Genomic DNA, 19,197 nt, shown 5'->3' on the forward strand with positions numbered 1-19,197 from the left:
GAGAATGCCCCATGAGCCTTGCGCAAGGATCCACCGCGCAACGCGTGGCGTACGTCGCGCGACGCACGGTGTTCACGTTCCTGGACAGGCGCGCGCTCGACCTCGCGGCGTCGCTCACCTACTACTCCGTGCTCGCGCTCTTTCCGGCCATCGTGGCACTCAGCGCGCTCCTGGGAGTGGTGGGCCACTCCGAGGACTCGGTCGACCTGGTGCTCGAGGTCCTCCGACCGGTCGTCTCCGGCGAGACCCTGAGGACCGTCGAGGGCCCGGTCCGCGGCCTGGCGGAGTCGCCCCTGGCCGGCCCGGCGTTGGCGGTCGGTCTGGCGGGGGCCCTGTGGTCGGCCTCGGCCTACGTCAACGCCTTCTCCCGCGCCATGAACACGATCCACGACGTCGAGGAGGGACGGCCCTTCTGGGAACTCCGCCCGGTCATGCTGCTGGTCACGGTGGTGTCGTTGGTGCTGGTCGCGATCGCGACGGTGCTGCTCCTGGTCTCCGGCCGGCTGGCGCGCTCGCTGGGTGACGTGGTCGGTCTGGGCGACACCGCCGTGCGCGTGTGGACGATCGTCCAGTGGCCGGGCGTCGCGGCGGCCGCCATGGTGCTGATCGGGATGCTCTACCGCGTCACCCCCAACGTGCAGCGCCCCAGGCTCCGTTGGATCTCGTCGGGGGCTCTCGTGGCCCTCGGCACCTGGCTGCTGGCCTCCTTCGGACTCTCCGTCTACGTCTCCAACTTCGCCAGCTACGACCGCACGTACGGCTCGTTGGCCGGTGTGGTGATCGGCCTTCTCTTCCTGTGGGTCAGCAACGTGGCACTGCTGGTGGGGGCGCTCCTGGACGTGGAGGTGCAGCGCGTGAAGCAGCTCGACCGCGGGTTGCCGGCCGAGGAGCGGCTGCAGCTCCCCCTGCGCGACACCCGAAAGATCGAACGCACCCGCGAGCGGTACGCCGCGCTCGTCGACGAGGCCCGTTCCTGGCGCGAGCAGGCAGCCTCCCACCCGCGCGACGAGGCAGGGTCGGACCCCACCTGACGTCCGCACGACCCCGCGGAGCCGGACCGCGAGGGGAACGGGCATGGAAACGGGTGCCTCGTGGTTGGGATGGGCGTGAGCGCTCCGCAGGAACCCAGGCAGCAACCTCTCCAGCAACCTCCGCGGCAAGCCCCGCAGCAGCCCTGGGACACCGTCGTGGTCGGCGCCGGACAGGCCGGACTGTCCGCGGCGCACCACCTGCTCAAGCGGGGCGTGACCACTCTGGTGCTCGATGCCAACGACGCACCCGGCGGTGCGTGGCAGCACCGGTGGGACTCGCTGCGGATGGACGGTGTGCACGGGGTCGCCGACCTCCCCGGAGCGAGCGCCCCACCGAGGGGGCCACGGCGCGCCAACGAGGTGCTGCCAGCCTGGTTCGCCGCGTACGAGGTCGAGCAGGGCATCGAGGTCGTCCGCCCGGCCAGGGTGGACCGTGTCGTGAGCGAGGGCGACCTGCTGAGGGTGCACGCGCAGGAGCGGTCCTGGCTGGCGCGCACGTTGGTCAACGCCACCGGCACGTGGGACCGGCCCTTCGTCCCCGGGTACCCCGGTCGGGAGACCTTCCGCGGGGAGCAGCTGCACACCTCCGGCTACCGCGGGGCGGAAGGCTTCCGCGGGCGTCGCGTCGTCGTGGTCGGCGCCGGCGCGAGCGCCGTCCAGCTGCTCGGCGAGATCGCACCCGTCACCGACACCTTCTGGGTGACCCGGCGCGAGCCCGTGTGGGCCAAGGAGTCGGAGGAGTTCGACGGCCTGGCGGTGGTCCGCCTGGTCGAGGAGCGCGTGCTGGCCGGGCTTCCGCCCGCCAGCGTCGTGAGCGTCACCGGGCTCCGCCTCCGCCCTCAGGAGCAGGCCGCCGCAGCGCTGGGTGCCTACACCCGCCACCCGATGTTCACCCGGATCGAGCCCGAGGGCGTACGCATGCCCGACGGCTCGCTCGAGCGCGCCGACGTCATCCTGTGGGCGACCGGCTTCCGGCCCGACGTGGGCCACCTCGCGCCCCTGGGACTGCGCTCACCGCGCGGGGGCATCACCCTGCTTCCCGGACCGAACGGTCCGCAGAGCGCCACCACGGCGGCGGCCGACCCCCGGGTGCAGCTGGTCGGCTACGGCCCGAGCGCCAGCACCATCGGCGGCAACCGCGGCGGACTGGCTGCTGCCATCGCCGTGGTCAAGCACCTCCGGGAGCGCGAGATCCCCACGGGCGCAGCCTGAGTCAGTCGCGCGCCAGCGCTGCGTGCCACGCGACGGCGCTGGCGTCGGTGAGCGAGGCGACCTGGTCGATGGCCACGCGGCGACGGGCGGCGTCGTCGGACGCCTCGTGCCAGTCCTGGGCGAAGACGGGGTCGAGAGCGTCCGTCCCACGCATCCACACTCCTTCGACGAGGTCGGAGAGCAGCTCTCGCTGACGCGACATCAGTGACACCCGCTCGTCGGTGCTCATCACGTAGTGAGCGGCGATGCCCTTGAGCACGGCGATCTCGAGGCGGGTCTGCTCGGGCACCACCACCTGCCCGGCGTAGCGCACGAACGGTCCGGGACCGGCCGCAAAGGTCGCTTCCTGCACGCTCCCGCAGAACCGGCCGATCAGGTCGCTGGTGAGGTTCTTCAGGGCGGCCAGCCCTCGCCTCGAACGGTCGTAGGGCTGGCGCAGCCAGCTGTCCACCGCGACCAGGCCGTCGAAGGCCTCGTCCAGGCGGTCGTCGGCGACCCCGGGCAGGTACCACTCCCGCACGGTCTGCCACACGCCGGCGCGGTCGAGTCCGGTCAGGTCGATCTTGCCGGCCACGATGCCGTCCTCGACGTCGTGGACGGAGTAGGCGACGTCGTCGGCGAGGTCCATGACCTGGGCCTCGAGGCACTGGTCGGTGCCAGCGCCGGGCTCGCGCATCCACTCGAAGACGGGCAGGTCGTCGTCGTACACGCCGAACTTCACGACCGTGCGGGGCGTCCCGTCGCCGTGGGCGCCCGACGGCGCTCCGGCACCGGCGCGGGTCCACGGGTACTTCGTGCAGGCGTCCAACGTCGCCCGCGTCAGGTTCAGGCCGACACTGGCGCCGTCGGCGTCGAAGGTCTTCGCCTCCAGGCGCGTCAGCAGGCGCAGGGTCTGGGCGTTGCCCTCGAAGCCCCCGCAGGCCTGGCTGAGCTCGTCGAGGACGCGCTCCCCGTTGTGCCCGAACGGCGGGTGACCCAGGTCGTGGGCCAGCGCGGCGGTCTCGACGATGTCGGGGTGGCAGCCCAGGGCCCGGGCGAGGTCACGCGCGACCTGGGCGACCTCCAGGCTGTGGGTGAGGCGGTTGCGGATGAAGTCGTCGGTCTGCGGACCCATCACCTGGGTCTTGGCGGCCAGCCGGCGCGTGGAGGCGGCGTGGACGACGCGGGCGCGGTCGCGCTCGAACGCCCGCCGCACGGGCGCGTCGACACGCTTCGGGGGTTCAGGGACGAGGCGTTCGTGGGCGGCTTCGTCGTACAGGTGATCCATCGCGCCCGACGCTACCCGGCAGCGCCGACACGTCGCCCGGGACGGTCAACATGACCGGCTCAGTAGACCGTGACGTGCACGTGGTCGTAGTGGTTGGCCGTGACCGAACCGCGGTCCGACATGCCACGCCAGCCCTCGCCGCCGCGCTCGACCGACCAGATCTTCTGCGCGTAGATGAGGTACTCGATGCCCAGCGCAGCGTGGTTGGCACGCAGCATCTCGGCGATCTCCCAGCCGGTCTCACCGCTGATCATGATGTCGACCGCGCGGCCCTGGCCGTGCTCACCGTCGTTGCGGAAGGTGCCGTACGTCGTGACCTGCGGGAAGGCGGCGCAGACGGCGCGGTGCACCTTGACGATGCTGGGGTCGACGCCTGAGGGCACCGAGGTGCCGTTGGTGCACGCACCGCCCACAGCCTTGACGACGGGCTTCTCGTCGTCGAGGTAGCCGGTGGTCACCCAGCGCGCGCTGCCCTGGAGCACGATCTCCTCGCGCCCGTCGGCCTTGCGGCCGGTGACGAGCACCTTCTTGCCGGAGTCGATCAGGCCCACCTTCTCGGCGTCGTCGCCGGAGGCGCTCCAGAGGTTGAGGGTCGCGGTGGTCCACAGCTTGGTCGTGGCGCCGTTGATGGCGCGCTGGGTCTTGCGGCGCTCCTTGGCAGCGGCGGCGCGAGCAGCTTCGGCCGCCTCGGCCGCCTCGGCAGCTGTCGCCGCCTTGGCCACGGCCTTGCCGACGGCGATGGAACGACGCGACTGCGTACGGGAGACGGGGGCCTCACGCTTGGTGAGGGCGGCCTCGACGCGCGGGGCCTCGGCGCGGAGGTCGGCGTCTGACGAGACGGGCTCACCTTCGACGACACCGAGGGTCACTGCGGAGAGGGTCGCCATGACGGCGATGGGGGCGGCCACGATGGCTGCACGGGGGATGGCTCGGGGGATGAAACGGGTGAAGACGCGGGCATTGGTTTCCCGCTTGTGGCGATGCTTGGCCACAGCGCTGATCCTTTGCTGTTGCTGACAGGGTGCCCGGTTCGGGGGACTGCATCCGAGCACGTGATCAGGGAGTCAAGCACAAAACGCAGCCGTCGACACGATCCTCGGGGGATATCTCGTACGTGCGTCCCATCACCCCAATTCTGGGGATGCCGCATGCGCGGGCTAGCCGCCGGTTGCCTCGTTGGCGTCCTCTTGCATGTGGATGCCGCGCCCGTCCTGGTCGTCGAGCCAGCCCTCGGGAAGGACGACCCGCTTGCGCGGAGCACCCTGGCGGCCGCGCGGCGCCCCGAGCTCGGAGACGGGATACGCCTCGTCGGGATCCAGCTCGTCCAGCAGCGCGCCCAAGGTCTCCAGGGAGTCGACCAGCGCGAGGGAGTGGCGGAGGCTGCCACCGGCACGGAACCCCTTGAGGTACCAGGAGACGTGCTTGCGGAACTCCTTGCAGCCGCGCTCCTCCCCCATGTGCTCGCAGAGGAGCTCGGCGTGGCGCAGCATCATCGTGCGCACCTCGCCCAGCGTCGGCAGGACGGTGGTGGTGGGAGTGCCGGAGAACGCCGCGGCGAGGTCGCGGAACAGCCAGGGCCGCCCGAGGCAGCCGCGTCCGACGACGACGCCGGCGGCGCCGGTCTGCTCGACCATGCGGACGGCGTCGTTCGCCTCCCAGATGTCTCCGTTGCCCAGCACCGGGATGTCGACGTGGGCCACGAGCTCGGCGATGGCGTCCCAGTCGGCCGTGCCGGAGTAGGCCTGCTCGACGGTGCGACCGTGCAGGGCGATGGCGGTGACGCCGCTCTCCTGGGCGATCCGACCGGCGTCGAGGTAGGTCAGGTGGTCGTCGTCGAGCCCCTTGCGGGTCTTGATCGTCAGCGGTACGTCGTACTTCGACGTCGCGGCGACCGCAGCCTCGAGGACCTCACCCAGCAGGCCACGCTTCCACGGCAGCGCACCGCCCCCGCCCTTGCGGGTGACCTTGGGGACGGGGCAGCCGAAGTTGAGGTCGACGTGGGCCACGCCGTACTCGTTGCAGAGGATCTCCGCGGCCTGGCCGACGTACTTCGGGTCGGTGCCGTAGAGCTGGACCGAACGGATGGTCTCCAGCTCGTCGAAGACCAGCATCTTCTTCGTGGTCTCGTCGCCCTCGACCAGGCCACGCGAGGTGATCATCTCGCAGACGTAGAGCCCTGCCCCCTGCTCGGCGCAGAGGCGTCGGTAGGCAGCGTTGGTGATGCCGGCCATCGGCGCCAGCACCACCGGCGTCTCGACCCGGACGTTGCCGAGGACGAGCTCGGTGGGCAGGGACGCAGTGCTGGTCGCGGACACCCGACCATTCTCCGCGGGGCCCCGGCCCGCCCCCAAATCACCAGCGGGCACGTTCACCCGTGGGGGCGGACCAGCGCCTCACCACCGCCACATGAACCGCTCGAAGCTGGTGGTGATCCCACCACCGGTGTCGGAGGCCCGGGCACACCTGCCGCTGGTGGCGCACCGCACCAGGCGCGACCTGCCGCCAGCGGAGAACTGGAAGACGAACCTGGTGTCGGTCTCGAACCGCACTGTCTGGTCAGCAGCACTGGGCCCCCAGCCCTCTCCCGGCGGGAAGACCCGACCGTAGGAGAACTGCTGCAGCACCACCCCGTCGGACATCCGGCGCACCTGGAGCACCGCGCGCTTCCTCACCAGACGCGGGCCCGTCCCGATCACGAGCTGGCCGTCAGGGGACACGGCGAGGGCGGTGAAGTCGGCAGTCCAGGCCGGCGTGCCCGGCGAGGAGATGGAGGTCGGCCCGTGGGCTCGGGACGCTCGCGCTGCCTCGACGAAGACGACGTCCTGACGCAGGAACCCCGCGTTCATCCCGGTCCCGAGGCGACGGTCGCCGCCACCGGGGACCCAGTCGGCGGCGAAGGGCTCCCACGGCGGCTCCTCGTCATCGCGGTGCAGGAGCACGTGGCCGTCGGCCGCGTCGAACGGCTGCCAGTTGAGGCCCGTGAAGTTCGAGTCAACCTTCTTCCCGTCGCTCATGCGGTGCACGAAGACGTTGCCGCCGCCACGGTCGAAGTAGGTGAGGACGATCTGGGCCCCGCCACGGGACAGCAGTGCACCACCGCGGCTGGCCAGCCCAGGCACCCGCGTGGGGGCCTGCCCACTACGGATGCGGTGGACCCGCAGGCGCGCGTTCCGCCAGCTCGCCACGACCCACGCCGATCCTGAACGACCGAGCAGGACCTGACGGCCCCTCTCGTGGGGCACGCGCACCCGGACCCGCTTGCCGCCCGAGTGGATCCACCCGTCCTGGAGGTAGGGGATCGCCGCGTCGGGCCCACGTCTGAGCTTCGCCGGATTGACCGTCCTCACCGGTGGGGGCGCTGCCGCCCCGTCCTGTCCCGTGCCTCGAGCGGCTGCGGAGCCGGGCACGAGACCCACCCCCAGCGACAGCGAGACGACTGCGGCCCCGAGGACCCGTCCACTGATTCCACCGAATGCGTTCATGCCTCCACGGTGCCACTCACGCACCCGGTGGGGAATCAGCAGAACTACTGATCAGCAGCCGAGCAGCTTCTGGGCGAAGTAGGCCGAGATGCCGTCGAGGCTGATGCGCTCCTGGCTCATGGAGTCGCGCTCGCGCACGGTGACCGCGTTGTCCTCGAGGGTGTCGAAGTCGACGGTGACGCAGAACGGCGTACCGATCTCGTCCTGACGGCGGTAGCGACGGCCGATGGCCCCGGCGTCGTCGAACTCGACGTTCCAGTTGCGACGCAGCTCGGCCGCCAGCGCCTTCGCCTTCGGCGAGAGGTCGGCGTTGCGGCTGAGCGGCAGGACCGCGACCTTGATGGGTGCCAGGCGCGGGTCGAGCTTGAGCACGACGCGCTTGTCGACACCGCCCTTGGTGTTGGGGGCCTCGTCCTCGGTGTAGGCGTCGACGAGGAAGGCCATCAGGCTGCGCGAGAGGCCCGCTGCCGGCTCGATGACGTAGGGCACGTAGCGCTCGTTGTTGGCCTGGTCGAAGTAGGAGAGGTCCTGGCCCGAGTGCTTCGCGTGGGTGGAGAGGTCGTAGTCGGTGCGGTTGGCGATGCCCTCGAGCTCGCCCCACTCGGAGCCGGTGAAGCGGAAGCGGTACTCGATGTCGGTCGTGCCCTTGGAGTAGTGCGACAGCTTCTCCTGCGGGTGGTCGAAGAGACGCAGGTTGTCGCGCTCGACGCCGAGGTCGACGTACCAGTTGAGGCGCTCCTCGATCCAGTAACGGTGCCACTCGTCGTCCTCACCGGGCTTGACGAAGAACTCCATCTCCATCTGCTCGAACTCGCGGGTGCGGAAGATGAAGTTGCCCGGCGTGATCTCGTTGCGGAAGGACTTGCCGATCTGGGCGATGCCGAACGGCGGCTTCTTGCGCGAGGAGGTCACCACGTTGGCGAAGTTGAGGAAGATGCCCTGCGCGGTCTCCGGGCGCAGGTAGTGCAGGCCGGACTCGTCCTCGGTGACGCCGAGGTGGGTCTTGAGCATGCCGGAGAACTGCTTCGGCTCGGTCCACTGACCGCGGGTGCCGCAGTTGGCGCAGGCGATCTCGGTGAGCGGGACGTCGTCGGGGTTGACGATCCCCTTCTTCTCGGCGAACGCCTCCTGGAGGTGGTCGGCGCGGTAGCGCTTGTGGCACGAGAGGCACTCGACGAGCGGGTCGTTGAAGGTGGCGACGTGGCCCGAGGCGACCCAGGTCTCCTTCGGCAGGATGATCGAGGAGTCGAGGCCGACGACGTCGTCGCGGCCCTGCACCATGGACTTCCACCACTGACGCTTGATGTTGTCCTTGAGCTCGACGCCCAACGGGCCGTAGTCCCACGCGGAGCGGGTCCCGCCGTAGATCTCACCGCACGGGAAGACGAAGCCCCGGCGCTTCGCCAGGGAGACCACGGTGTCGACAAGGGATGCGGGCGGCTTGGCCACGGGGTTCACTCCTGCTGTTGCACACGGCCGGCTGGCTGCCGACCTCGAAGAGATCAGCCTAACGACCGCGCCTGCTGGTCGTTCAGCACGGCACCCGGAACCACGGGCTCGTAGGCGCTGGGCTCGTCCACGGCCATGCTGAGCACGGGGACGGCGGTGAGCTTGACGTCGTACGCCGACAGCGCGCGGCGGTAGGAACCCACGTCACGCCACTGCGTGTGCACCATCCACAGCTCGGGGTCGTCGAGGTTGCGACCCACTCCCCCCTGCTCGAAGCCGCGCTGGGCGGCCAGCGTCTCGTAGGCAGCCTGGAGCTGCGCACGGAACTCCTCGGCCCGGTCGAGGGGGACACGGAAACGGTTGACGACGATCACGGGGTGAGCCTAGTGCTCACACCGCGTTTGAAAACGGTTCTCACCCTGTGTGAGAATCGTTCTCATGAGCTTCTCCCGCCGCGCAGTGTCCACCCTCGCCGCCCTCTCCGCCACCGCTCTCGTGGCCACGGGGTGTGGCGCGATGAGCGGGGACAACTCGGACGACGGAGAGCTCCGCGTGGCCGCCGGCTACTACCCCTTGGCCTGGGTGGCCGAACGCGTCGCCGGTGACGCCGCCGAGGTCACCTCCCTCTCCCGCCCCGGGCAGGACGCGCACGACGCCGAGCTCACCATGAACGCCCGCGCTGCGATCAGCGACGCCGACCTGGTCCTGGTCAACGGCGGATTCCAGCCCGGCGTCGACCAGGCCGCCGAGCAGTCACCCGGCGAGGTGCTGGACGCTGCCGAGGTGCTGGACCTGCGCCCGACGGTGGACCACGACGACCACGACCACGGCGCGTCGGACGACGACCACGACGAGCACGGAGACGACGAGCACGACGGGCACGACCACGGCGACGTCGACCCGCACTTCTGGCTCGACCCGCTGCTGATGGCCGACCTCGCCGACCGCGTCGCCGAGAGCCTCGGCACGATCGCCCCGGACGAGGCGGACGACTTCGCCGCCAACGCCGCCGAGCTGCGCGACGAGCTCGAGGAGCTCGACGCCGACTACACCGAGGGCCTCAGCACGTGTGCCCGCAGCACCGTGGTGGTGAGCCACGACGCCTTCGGCTACCTCTCCCGCTACGGGCTGGAGTTCGAGCCGATCGCCGGCCTCTCCCCCGGCGCCGAGCCGACCCCGGCCGACCTGGCCCGGCTGCGGAAGCTGATCCGCGACGAGGGCGTGACGACCGTCTTCAACGAGACGCTCGCGCCGGTCGAGCTGGCCGACTCGCTGGCCCGCAGCGCCGGCGTCTCCACCGCCGTCCTCGATCCCATCGAGGGCCTGCCCAAGAGCGCGGGCGACGCCGACTACTTCTCCCTGATGCGGGACAACCTCGCCGCACTGCGGAAGGCCAACGGATGCTGAGCCGCAGGCAGAGCGCCCCCGACGCGACGCCAGTGGTGCTGCGCAACGGCTCGGTGACGATCGAGGGTCGTCCCGTCCTGCGCGGCATCGACCTCACGGTCACCTCGGGCGAGTTCATCGCGCTCATGGGCGCGAACGGCTCGGGAAAGTCCACCCTGGTGCGCGCCCTGACCGGGCTCCGGCCCCTGGCCAGCGGAGAGCTCGAGCTCTTCGCCACCCCCATCGACCACTTCCACGACTGGCGCCGGGTGGGCTACGTGCCCCAGCGCAGCACCGCCACCTCGGGCGTCCCCGCCTCCGTCTGGGAGGTGGTCGCGTCGGGACGACTGACGCGACGCGGCGTCCTGCGTCCGTTGACCCGTGCCGACCGACGGGTCATCGACGAGGCGATCTCCCTGGTCGGGCTCGAGGCGAAGGCCCGTGCCGGCGTCTCGACCCTGTCGGGCGGCCAGCACCAGCGCGCCCTCATCGCGCGCGCCCTGGCGGGTGAGCCGGACCTCCTCTTCCTCGACGAGCCGACCGCCGGGGTCGACCTGCCCAACCAGCTGGCGCTGGCCGACACCCTCCGCACCCTCAAGGAGCGCGGGTCGACGGTCGTGCTGGTGGCCCACGAGCTCGGTCCGATGGAGTCCTTGGTCGACCGGGCCGTCGTGCTCCGGGACGGCAGGGTCGTGCACGACGGACCCCGCCTGACCGACGCCCAGGTCCACGACCCGGACCTCGGCCACGCCCACCACCACCCGTCGCCCCCCGCACGCGACCACGTTCCCCACGTGCTGGCACCCTTCGACGACACGAGCCAGCGGCAGGAGGACGAGCACTGATGCCTGACTTCTGGTCACTCCTGGGCTACGACTTCATGCAGCTCGCGCTGCTCGCCGCGCTCTTCACCGGTCTCGCCGTGCCCGCCGTCGGCACCTACCTCGTGCAGCGTCGGATGGCCCTGATGGGCGACGGACTCGGGCACGTCGCCGTGACCGGGGTCGCGATCGGCCTCGTCACCGGTACCGCCCCCACCTGGACGGCCGTCATCGCGGCCGTCATCGGGGCGGTGGCCATCGAGCTGATCCGTGAGCGTGGCAGGTCGGGCGGCGACGTCGCCCTGGCCCTGCTCTTCTACGGCGGCCTGGCCGGCGGCATCTTCGTCGCCGGACTCGGCGGCGACGGCGCGTCACGGCTCCAGCAGTTCCTCTTCGGCTCGATCATGACGATCACCCGTGGCGACGTGTACGTGACCATGGTGCTGGCCCTGGTGCTGGTGGTGCTCTGCCTCGGCCTCTCCCCGCAGCTCTTCGCGGTGGCCCACGACCCGGACTTCGCGAAGGTGGCCGGACTCAACGTCCGCGCCTACAACCTGCTGGTCGCCGTGCTGGCCGCGGTGTCGGTGACGGTGGCGATGCGCAGCGTCGGGCTGCTGCTCGTCTCCGCCCTGATGGTGATCCCGGTGGCGACCGCCCAGCAGGTGACGAGCTCCTTCCGCCGCACCCTGGTGATGTCGATGGCCGTGGGCACGGTCGCGGCCGTCGGTGGACTGCTGCTCGCCGCGGCCGCCTCCTACCGCGCCGACGTGGCGCCGGGCGCCTCGATCGTGCTGGTCAGCCTGGCGATCTTCCTCGTCGCCTGGCCGTTCGGAGCGTGGGTGCGTCGCCGTCAACGGCGGCTCACCCCGTTCACGGATCCGGCGCCGGAGGAGCACCTGCTCAGCGGGGAGCACCCCCACGAGCACGGCGACGGCTGCGGACACGAGGCAGTGGATCACGGGGACCACGTCGACTACCTCCACGACGGCCACCGACACGCACCGCACGGAGCGCACTATGACGAGCACTGACTCCTCCCTCACGAGCAACGGAGCCACGAGCACCGGAGCCACCGGCCCCGAGCCCGGTCCCGGCACGCTGCGGCCGACGCGGCAGCGTACGGCGGTGACGGAGGCGCTGACCCGGGTCGACGACTTCCGCTCGGCGCAGGAGATCCACGAGATGCTCAGCGACGCCGGCGAGAAGGTCGGCCTGGCCACCGTCTACCGCACGTTGGCGGCGCTCTCGGAGGCCGGTGTGGTCGACGTGCTGCGCACCGAGGACGGCGAGTCGCTCTACCGTCGCTGCGTCGCCGAGCACCACCACCATCACCTGGTCTGCCGCACCTGCGGCGCGACGGTGGAGATCGAGGGGCCTGCGGTCGAGGCGTGGGCCGCGGCCGTCGCGCGCGAGCACGGCTACGCCGACATCAGCCACGAGCTGGAGCTCTTCGGCACCTGCCGTGCCTGCGCCACCGGCTGAGCCGGCCGGGCCGGGGCAGCGAGGGCCTCAGACCTGGTTGGGCACCGCGCCGCCGTAGCGGCGGTCACGACGGGCGTACTCGTCGATCGCCGCCCACAGGTGGCGCCGGTCGACGTCGGGCCACAGCACGTCGGAGAAGATGAACTCCGAGTAGGCCGACTGCCAGGTCATGAAGTTGCTCAGCCGCTGCTCCCCCGACGTACGCCAGACCATGTCGGCGTCGGAGAGCTCGGGGACGTAGAGGTGCGAAGCGATCGTCTTCTCGGTGATCCGCTTCGGGTCGAGCTCTCCCTCGGCCACCTTGCGTGCGATCGCCTGCACGGCGTCGACGATCTCGGCGCGGCCGCCGTAGTTGACGCACATCGTCAAGGTGCAGACGGTGTTGTCCTTCGTCATCTCCTCCGCGATCCGGAGCTCCTTGATGACCGAGCGCCACAGCTTCGGGGCGCGGCCCGCCCAGCGGACCCGCACGCCCAGCTCGTGCATCTCGTCGCGGCGGCGCCGGATGACGTCGCGGTTGAAGCCCATCAGGAAGCGCACCTCCTCGGGCGAGCGGGACCAGTTCTCCGTCGAGAACGCGTAGGCCGAGATCGCCTTGACCCCGATCTCGATCGCGCCTTCGACCACGTCGAAGAGGGAGGACTCCCCCTGCTCGTGACCGCGCGTACGCGGCAGTCCACGCTCCTTGGCCCAGCGGCCGTTGCCGTCCATCACGACGGCGACGTGGTGCGGCACCAGCTCCGCCGGGATCGGCGGCGGGGTGGCGCCGGACGGATGGGGGGTGGGCCTGCGGACTGGGCGGTTCACATCGCGCAGCCTAGTTCTTGGGCCAGCCCCCCGGGCCCACATGTCAGGCCCCACACGTCAGACCCCACACGTCGGGCCTAGCGCTCGACGTACTCCAGCGAACGCAGTCCTCGCTCGAGGTGCCACGCGAGGTAGGCGGCGACCAGCCCGCTCGCCTCCCGACGGGTGCGCTGGTCGGAGGCGTGCACGACCGGCCAGTCGCCGGTCAGCAGCGCGCCCAGCAGGAGCAAGGTGTTCGGGGCCGGGGTCGCGGATCCCGGCATGCGGCACACGACGCAGAGGACGCCGCCCGCCGACGGGTGGAAGAACCGGTGCGGCCCCTCCGTGCCACAGCGCACGCAGTGGTCGAACGAGGGTGCGTAGCCGGCCACCGACAGCGAGCGCAGCAGGTAGGAGTCCAGCACCTGCCCCGGCGGATGGGCACCGGAGACCATGGCGCGCAGACCCCCGACGAGAAGGAGGAACTGCTGCACGGCGGGCTCGTGCTCCTCGACGACCAGCTTCTCGGCCGTCTCCAGCATCACCGTCGCCGCCGTGTAGCGGTCGTAGTCCAACGCCATTGCCGCGTGGAAGGGCTCCAGCGTCTCCGCCTGGGTGATGGTGTCGAGGGAACGCCCCTCGGCCAGCTGGAGGTCGACGTGCGTGAAGGGCTCGAGCCGCGCGCCCCAGCGCGAGGTCGTGCGGCGTACCCCCTTGGCGACCGCGCGCACCAAGCCGTGGTGGCGGGTCAGCAGGGTGATGATGCGGTCCGCCTCACCCAGCTTGTGAGTGCGCAGCACGACCGCCTCGTCGCGGTAGAGAGGCACCTGACCATTGTGCCTCGTCCCCAGTTCTCGGCACGGGAGGCGGGCCGGCATCCACCACAATGGGGACCTTCGCCCGCTCTCACCCTCGGCCCCGGCCAGGACCCCGACCCGTCGGCATGCCGCTCAGCGACGAGGTCAGGCCCGGTTGACCGCGCTCACGACGGCCTTGAGGGACGCGGTGACGATGTTGGCGTCGAGCCCGACGCCCCACAGCACCTTGTCGCCGACGGCGCACTCGACGTACGCGGCTGCGATGGCGTCGCCTCCCGCCGAGAGGGCGTGCTCGGCGTAGTCCAGGACACGGACGTCGCCACGGCCTGCGTACGCCGGGTTGCCCGCCGCCTGCTCGCTGGCCACCAGGTCGGCGAGTGCGTTGGTGAAGGCGTTGATGGGGCCGTTGCCCTCGCCCGTGAGGGTGCGGGCCTCACCGTCGACGTAGACGTTGACGGTCAGCTGGTCCTTCTCGCCGGCAGCCGACGAGGTGTGCACGGAGTTGAGGCGCAGTGGCTCGGTGCGCTCCAGGTACTCGGCGCTGAAGACGTCCCAGATCTTCTCCGGGGTGATCTCGCCGCCCTCGGCGTCGGTGCGCTGCTGGATCACGCGGCTGAACTCGATCTGCGCGCGTCGCGGCAGGTCGAGGTTGTGCTCGGCCTTCAGCACGTAGGCGACACCGCCCTTGCCCGACTGGCTGTTGACCCGGATGACGGCCTCGTAGCTGCGGCCCACGTCCTTGGGGTCGATCGGCAGGTAGGGGGCCTCCCACTCGATGTCGCGCACCGAGATGCCCTGCTCGTCGGCCCGGCGCTCCAGGTCCTCGAGACCCTTCTTGATCGCGTCCTGGTGCGAGCCGGAGAAGGCCGTGTAGACCAGGTCGCCGGCGTACGGGTGGCGCGGGTGGACCGGCAGGTTGGTGCAGTACTCGACCGTGCGGCGGACCTCGTCGATGTCGGAGAAGTCGATCTGCGGGTCGATCCCCTGGCTGAAGAGGTTCATGCCCAGCGTGACCAGGTCGACGTTGCCGGTGCGCTCACCGTGGCCGAAGAGGCAGCCCTCGACGCGGTCGCCGCCGGCCATCAGGCCCAGCTCGGTGGCCGCCACCGCGGTGCCGCGGTCGTTGTGCGGGTGCAGGCTGATGGCCGAGTGCTCACGGCGGGTCAGGCCACGGCTGAAGTACTCGATCTGGTCGGCGTAGGTGTTGGGCGTCGACATCTCGACGGTCGCCGGCAGGTTGAGGATGATCTCGCGACCGGCCTCGGGCTGCCACACGTCGCTGACGGCCTCGCAGACGCTCAGCGCGAAGTCGGTGTCGGACTGGGTGAAGATCTCGGGGCTGTACTGGTAGCCGAAGTCGCCGCTGCCGACGATCGGGGCCAGGTACTTCTCCGCGTACTTCATCACCAGCTCGGTGCCACGCACCGCGATGTCGACGCACTCGTCGGGGGTGACGCCGAAGACCACGCGCTGGAAGAGCGGCGCGGTGGCGTTGTACATGTGGATCGTCGCGCGCGGCGCCCCGGCCAGGGACTCGGCGGTGCGCTCGATCAGGTCCTCACGGGCCTGGGTCAGCACCGAGATCTGGACGTCGTCGGGGATCCGGTCGCCCTCGATCAGCTCGCGGACGAAGTCGAAGTCGGTCTGGCTCGCGCTCGGGAAGCCGACCTCGATCTCCTTGTAGCCCATCTTGACCAGCAGCTCGAACATCTCCAGCTTGCGGGCCGGCGTCATCGGGTCGATCAGCGCCTGGTTGCCGTCGCGCAGGTCCGTGGAGAGCCAGCGGGGGGCACGGGTGATCTTCTGCGAGGGCCAGGTGCGGTCGGGCACCGTGACAGGCTCGAACGCCCGGTAGCGGCCGAACGGCATCGGACTCGGCTTCTGCTGGTTGGCGGTGTTGCTCAGGTGGGTCATGGTCTTCCTCGTCTGTGGTCGAGCGGGCGACCGGCGCGCAGCATGCACTCCGCAACGAGGGGGCCGGCTGTGTTCAGGCCTCGTTGCGGCAGCGAAGAAGGAGATCGAATCGCATCATGACCCGGCCATGCTAGCCCCGCGACCGCGAGGTTGGCGATCCGGGTCACGTGAGTCGTCTCGTAGGCTCGCCCCCATGGAGTCCAGCCCGCCCCGACTGCTGGTGGTGCACCACTCGCCCACCCCTGGGGCCCGTGCCCTCACCGGTGCTGTGCTCGCCGGCACCCGCGATCCCGAGCTCGCCGAGCTGGGCGACCTCGAGGTGGTCGTGCGCGAGGCGCTCGAGGCCCGGGCCGACGACGTACGCAGTGCCGATGGCCTGCTGCTCGGCACCCCGGCCAACTTCGGCTACATGAGTGGGGCGCTCAAGCACTTCTTCGACTCCACGTTCCTGCACCTCGGCGGGGCGCTCTCCGACGACGGCCGGGGAGCCGAGGCCCACGGGTCCGGCTCCACGCTGCCCTACGCCCTGTGGGTGCACGGGCGCTACGACACGGTGGGCGCGACGCGCTCGGTGGAGTCGATCGTCCAGGCGCTGCCCTGGCGCCGGGTCCTGCCTCCCCTGGAGCTCCTCGGTGAGGTCGACGACGCCGCGCTGGGCGCCGCCCACGAGCTGGGAGCCACCGTGGCCGCCCTGACGCTGGAGTCGCGATGAGTGCCGCCGTGAGCACCCAGACCCGGACGGGCCGACTCGTCGCCGCCGCCATCGTCCTGATGCTGGTGCTGACGGGGTGCAGCGGCGACGACGGCGACTCCCCGGAGCCGTCCCGGTCCGCCTCCGGCGCCAGCGAGCAGGCCGAGCCACCGAAGCCGCCGCGCCGGCCACGGGTCGGCGACTGCTACCGCCTCACCTTCGACGAGGCGCTCGCCCCCACCGCTCCGACGAAGCGGGTGAAGTGTGGCCTCAAGCCCACGGCGATCACCTACTTCGTGGGCAAGATCGAGCGCAACCGCGCCGGCAAGCCCCGCCCGGTCGACTCCGCCCGCGTCCAGCGCCAGGTCGCCCGGGTCTGCCCGCAGCGACTGGCCACGTACGTCGGGTCCTCGCCGGACGAGCTGCGCCGCAGCCTGCTGCGGGCCGTCTGGTTCACCCCCTCCCTGGAGGAGGAGGCCGCCGGGGCCGACTGGTTCCGCTGCGACGTCGTGGCGTCCGGTCCCCGGCGGTCGTTGCTGGTGCTGCCCCGCACGATGAAGGACGTGCTGGCTGATCCGGACCGACGCGAACGGTTCGCCCTCTGCGCGAGCGGCAAGCCGGGGACCAAGTCGTTCTCCCGGGCGCCGTGCTCCGCGCCCCACGCCTGGCGCGCCGTCGCCACCGTCGACATCCCTGGTGACGACTACCCCGGCAAGGACGCCATTGCCGCCGCCATGGACGACCCGTGCAGCGACGCGGCCACCGAGGCCGCCGACAACCCGCTGGACGTGCAGTGGTCGCAGGAGGGACCGACCCGGGCCCAGTGGCGCGCCGGGCAGCGCTACGGGATCTGCTGGGTCCCCTGACGTCTCCCCCGGACCCGACGTGCGCAAGGCCGGAGCGGCGGACGTCGTGGTGCGGCCCCCGGATCGGGGCGTCAGGAGAAGTGGAGCCCTCGCTCCTCCAACGCCACTTCCAGCAGGCGGATGGCCCGCGGGCCGACGCCGTGCCACGCAGCGACCTCTGCCCGGGTCAGCTCGGCGACCTGGGCCAGCGTGTGGACCCCCTGCGCCGCGAGCGCCCGCGTCGCCGGTGCACCGATGCGGGGCAGGTCCGACGCCACGGGATCCTCCTCAGAAGCCCAGCTTGCGCAGCTGACGCGGGTCGCGCTGCCAGTCCTTGGCGATCTTGATGTGCAGGTCGAGGTAGACCGGGGTGCCGAGCAGGGCCTCGATCTGCTGGCGGGCGGCCTTGCCGACCTCGCGCAGCCGGGCCCCCTTGTGGCCGATCATGATGCCCTTCTGGGAGTCACGCTCGACGTAGAGGCTGGCGTAGATGTCGAGCAGGGGCTTGGACTCGTCACGCCCCTCGCGCAGTCCCATCTCCTCGACCACCACGGCGATCGAGTGCGGCAGCTCGTCGCGTACGCCCTCGAGCGCGGCCTCGCGGATCAGCTCGGCGACCAGGATCTCCTCCGGGGCGTCGGTGAGGTCACCGTCGGGGTAGAGCTGCGGGCCCTCGGGCAGGTGCGAGACCAGCAGGTCGGCCAGCAGGTCGATCTGGTCGCCGGAGACGGAGGAGACCGGGATGACCTCGGCCCACTCGGTGTTGGTCCTGCGCCCCAGCTCGGTGATCGCGAGCAGGTGCTCGGCGATCTGCTCGGGCGTGGCGAGGTCGGTCTTCGTGGCGATGGCGATCTTGGTGGTGCGCTTGACCTTGGCCAGCTCGTTGACGATGAAGGTGTCCCCGGGACCGATCTTCTCGTTGGCCGGGAAGCAGACGGCCACGACGTCGACCTCGGCCCACGTCGTCATCACGAGGTCGTTGAGCCGTTCGCCCAGGAGCGTGCGGGGACGGTGCAGCCCTGGGGTGTCGACCAGGATCAGCTGTGCGTCGGGGCGGTGCACGATGCCGCGCACCACGGTCCGCGTGGTCTGGGGCTTGTTGGAGGTGATGACCACCTTCGAGCCGACGAGCGCGTTGGTCAGTGTCGACTTGCCTGCGTTGGGTCGCCCGACGAAGGAGACGAATCCACTGCGGTGCCCCTCCGGTGCGCCTGCCGTGGTCATGCTCGGTCCGTCGTTCATTCCTGCTCCCTCGCAGCGTGGTGATCAGCCCAGGTCTGGGCGTCGTTCGTGCCCGCAGCCTTGCCGGCGCGGTGGATCGGCGCCGGGTCGACGGCGCGCGGTTGTCTTCCGGCCGTGCTGCGCCAGTAGCCCATCACGTCGTAGGCGTGGCTGGGGAGCTGTCGCACCCGCATCAGGTGCTTGCGGATGGCCCTCATCTGGGCGGACTCCCCCGCCATCCAGAAGTAGCCCTCACCCTCGGGCCAGTCGATCTGCTCGACCACGGAGGCCAGCTCGGAGGTCTCGTGCTCCGGGACCGGCAGCCAGGTGACGTCGGCGCCGGGTGGCAGGTAGCCGCTCATGTCGTCGGGCACCTCGGCCCAGATCCGGGTCGGCAGGTCGACGGTCTCGCGGATCCGTGCCATGGCCGGAAGCGCCGTGAGGTCGCCCACGAGCAACACCCACTGTGCCCCCTCCGGAAGGTCGAAGGAGCCCTTGGCCTCGGTCACGGTGACCACGTCGCCCACGCACTCGCCGCGCGCCCACTCGGTCACCAGACCCGTCTCGTGCACCACGACGTCGAGCACCATCTCGACGCCGTCCCACGACCGGACGGTGTAGTAGCGCGCCTGGAACTGCCCCGGGACGACCAGGCCGACCCATTCGTCGGGGATGTCGGTGCTGCGGAAGGCAGCGAGCCCCTCGCCGCCCAGGACGAGCCGGACCAGGTGGTCGCTGAGCTGCTCACGCCGCAGGACGGTGGCGGAGTACTGCTCGGCACGGGTGCTCACC

General features: G+C 70.9%; 20 protein-coding genes. 8 read left to right on the forward strand and 12 right to left on the reverse strand.

Translation table 11 applies throughout. The features are described 5' to 3' along the window. The first annotated feature begins 11 nt into the window (after positions 1-11). Both FCL41_RS10830 and FCL41_RS10835 read left to right on the forward strand, forming a co-directional pair. Positions 12-1,031: a YihY/virulence factor BrkB family protein gene (locus FCL41_RS10830; RefSeq protein WP_137066923.1), complete on the forward strand. Its 1,020-nt coding sequence runs from the start codon at positions 12-14 to the stop codon at positions 1,029-1,031. 75 nt (positions 1,032-1,106) lie between these two features. Next, positions 1,107-2,243: an FAD-dependent oxidoreductase gene (locus tag FCL41_RS10835; RefSeq protein ID WP_338088625.1), complete on the forward strand. Its 1,137-nt coding sequence runs from the start codon at positions 1,107-1,109 to the stop codon at positions 2,241-2,243. Between the two features lies 1 nt (position 2,244). Here FCL41_RS10835 and FCL41_RS10840 read toward each other — a convergent pair whose 3' ends face one another. The 6 genes from FCL41_RS10840 to FCL41_RS10865 all read right to left on the reverse strand — a co-directional run bounded on the left by FCL41_RS10840 (position 2,245) and on the right by FCL41_RS10865 (position 8,815). Beyond that, on the reverse strand, positions 2,245-3,510 hold the full coding sequence (locus tag FCL41_RS10840) for a deoxyguanosinetriphosphate triphosphohydrolase (protein WP_137066924.1): 1,266 nt from the start codon (positions 3,508-3,510) through the stop codon (positions 2,245-2,247). Positions 3,511-3,569: 59 nt separating this feature from the next. Continuing rightward, positions 3,570-4,502, reverse strand: a complete 933-nt coding sequence (locus FCL41_RS10845; protein WP_137066925.1) for a VldE C-terminal domain-containing protein — start codon at positions 4,500-4,502, stop codon at positions 3,570-3,572. Positions 4,503-4,667: 165 nt separating this feature from the next. After that, positions 4,668-5,825 (reverse strand): tRNA dihydrouridine synthase DusB, encoded by a 1,158-nt coding sequence (gene dusB, locus FCL41_RS10850; protein ID WP_137066926.1) that lies wholly within the window; start codon positions 5,823-5,825, stop codon positions 4,668-4,670. 78 nt (positions 5,826-5,903) lie between these two features. Beyond that, positions 5,904-6,992: a hypothetical protein gene (locus tag FCL41_RS10855; RefSeq protein WP_137066927.1), complete on the reverse strand. Its 1,089-nt coding sequence runs from the start codon at positions 6,990-6,992 to the stop codon at positions 5,904-5,906. Between the two features lie 51 nt (positions 6,993-7,043). Next, the gene (locus FCL41_RS10860; RefSeq protein ID WP_137066928.1) at positions 7,044-8,441 is read right to left on the reverse strand and encodes a glycine--tRNA ligase; all 1,398 of its coding nucleotides are present in this window, start codon (positions 8,439-8,441) and stop codon (positions 7,044-7,046) included. A gap of 53 nt (positions 8,442-8,494) precedes the next feature. Next, entirely contained in the window at positions 8,495-8,815 is a 321-nt protein-coding gene (locus FCL41_RS10865; protein ID WP_137066929.1) for an antibiotic biosynthesis monooxygenase family protein, read from the reverse strand. 64 nt (positions 8,816-8,879) lie between these two features. Between FCL41_RS10865 and FCL41_RS10870 the strand changes: the two genes are divergently transcribed. The 4 genes from FCL41_RS10870 to FCL41_RS10885 are packed head-to-tail and all read left to right on the forward strand — an operon-like array spanning position 8,880 to position 12,130. Next, complete coding sequence (locus FCL41_RS10870; protein ID WP_137066930.1) at positions 8,880-9,848, forward strand: metal ABC transporter substrate-binding protein; 969 nt, start codon at positions 8,880-8,882, stop codon at positions 9,846-9,848. After that, a complete protein-coding gene (locus FCL41_RS10875) occupies positions 9,842-10,672 on the forward strand; it encodes a metal ABC transporter ATP-binding protein (protein WP_137066931.1) in 831 nt (276 codons plus the stop codon). The genes FCL41_RS10870 and FCL41_RS10875 overlap by 7 nt, the downstream gene beginning before the upstream one ends. Then, positions 10,672-11,679 (forward strand): metal ABC transporter permease, encoded by a 1,008-nt coding sequence (locus FCL41_RS10880; protein WP_137066932.1) that lies wholly within the window; start codon positions 10,672-10,674, stop codon positions 11,677-11,679. Before FCL41_RS10875 ends, FCL41_RS10880 begins: the two co-directional genes overlap by 1 nt. Further along, the gene (locus tag FCL41_RS10885) at positions 11,666-12,130 is read left to right on the forward strand and encodes a Fur family transcriptional regulator (protein ID WP_137066933.1); all 465 of its coding nucleotides are present in this window, start codon (positions 11,666-11,668) and stop codon (positions 12,128-12,130) included. The genes FCL41_RS10880 and FCL41_RS10885 overlap by 14 nt, the downstream gene beginning before the upstream one ends. A gap of 27 nt (positions 12,131-12,157) precedes the next feature. Here FCL41_RS10885 and FCL41_RS10890 read toward each other — a convergent pair whose 3' ends face one another. From FCL41_RS10890 to leuA, 3 genes are all read right to left on the reverse strand, one after another. Next, a complete protein-coding gene (locus FCL41_RS10890; RefSeq protein WP_137066934.1) occupies positions 12,158-12,979 on the reverse strand; it encodes an isoprenyl transferase in 822 nt (273 codons plus the stop codon). A gap of 35 nt (positions 12,980-13,014) precedes the next feature. Continuing rightward, positions 13,015-13,743 carry a DNA repair protein RecO gene (recO, locus tag FCL41_RS10895; RefSeq protein WP_137066935.1) on the reverse strand — a complete coding sequence of 243 codons (729 nt, stop codon included), beginning with the start codon at positions 13,741-13,743 and terminating at the stop codon, positions 13,015-13,017. A 135-nt stretch (positions 13,744-13,878) separates the two neighbouring features. After that, positions 13,879-15,648: a 2-isopropylmalate synthase gene (gene leuA / locus FCL41_RS10900; protein ID WP_137066936.1), complete on the reverse strand. Its 1,770-nt coding sequence runs from the start codon at positions 15,646-15,648 to the stop codon at positions 13,879-13,881. Between the two features lie 193 nt (positions 15,649-15,841). Between leuA and FCL41_RS10905 the strand changes: the two genes are divergently transcribed. After that, positions 15,842-16,360 (forward strand): flavodoxin family protein, encoded by a 519-nt coding sequence (locus FCL41_RS10905; protein ID WP_137066937.1) that lies wholly within the window; start codon positions 15,842-15,844, stop codon positions 16,358-16,360. 8 nt (positions 16,361-16,368) lie between these two features. Beyond that, entirely contained in the window at positions 16,369-17,205 is an 837-nt protein-coding gene (locus tag FCL41_RS10910) for a septum formation family protein (protein WP_170970324.1), read from the forward strand. Positions 17,206-17,276: 71 nt separating this feature from the next. On the opposite strand, the gene FCL41_RS10915 is transcribed toward FCL41_RS10910, so the two are convergent. The 3 genes from FCL41_RS10915 to FCL41_RS10925 are packed head-to-tail and all read right to left on the reverse strand — an operon-like array spanning position 17,277 to position 19,196. After that, complete coding sequence (locus FCL41_RS10915) at positions 17,277-17,462, reverse strand: helix-hairpin-helix domain-containing protein (protein WP_137066939.1); 186 nt, start codon at positions 17,460-17,462, stop codon at positions 17,277-17,279. A gap of 10 nt (positions 17,463-17,472) precedes the next feature. Next, positions 17,473-18,426 (reverse strand): GTPase Era, encoded by a 954-nt coding sequence (era, locus tag FCL41_RS10920; protein ID WP_137066940.1) that lies wholly within the window; start codon positions 18,424-18,426, stop codon positions 17,473-17,475. Next, positions 18,423-19,196: a siderophore-interacting protein gene (locus FCL41_RS10925; protein WP_137066941.1), complete on the reverse strand. Its 774-nt coding sequence runs from the start codon at positions 19,194-19,196 to the stop codon at positions 18,423-18,425. The genes era and FCL41_RS10925 overlap by 4 nt, the downstream gene beginning before the upstream one ends. Between the last annotated feature and the right edge of the window lies 1 nt (position 19,197).

The sequence above is a fragment of the Nocardioides jishulii genome (genome assembly GCF_006007965.1).
Taxonomy (GTDB): Bacteria; Actinomycetota; Actinomycetes; order Propionibacteriales; family Nocardioidaceae; genus Nocardioides; species Nocardioides jishulii.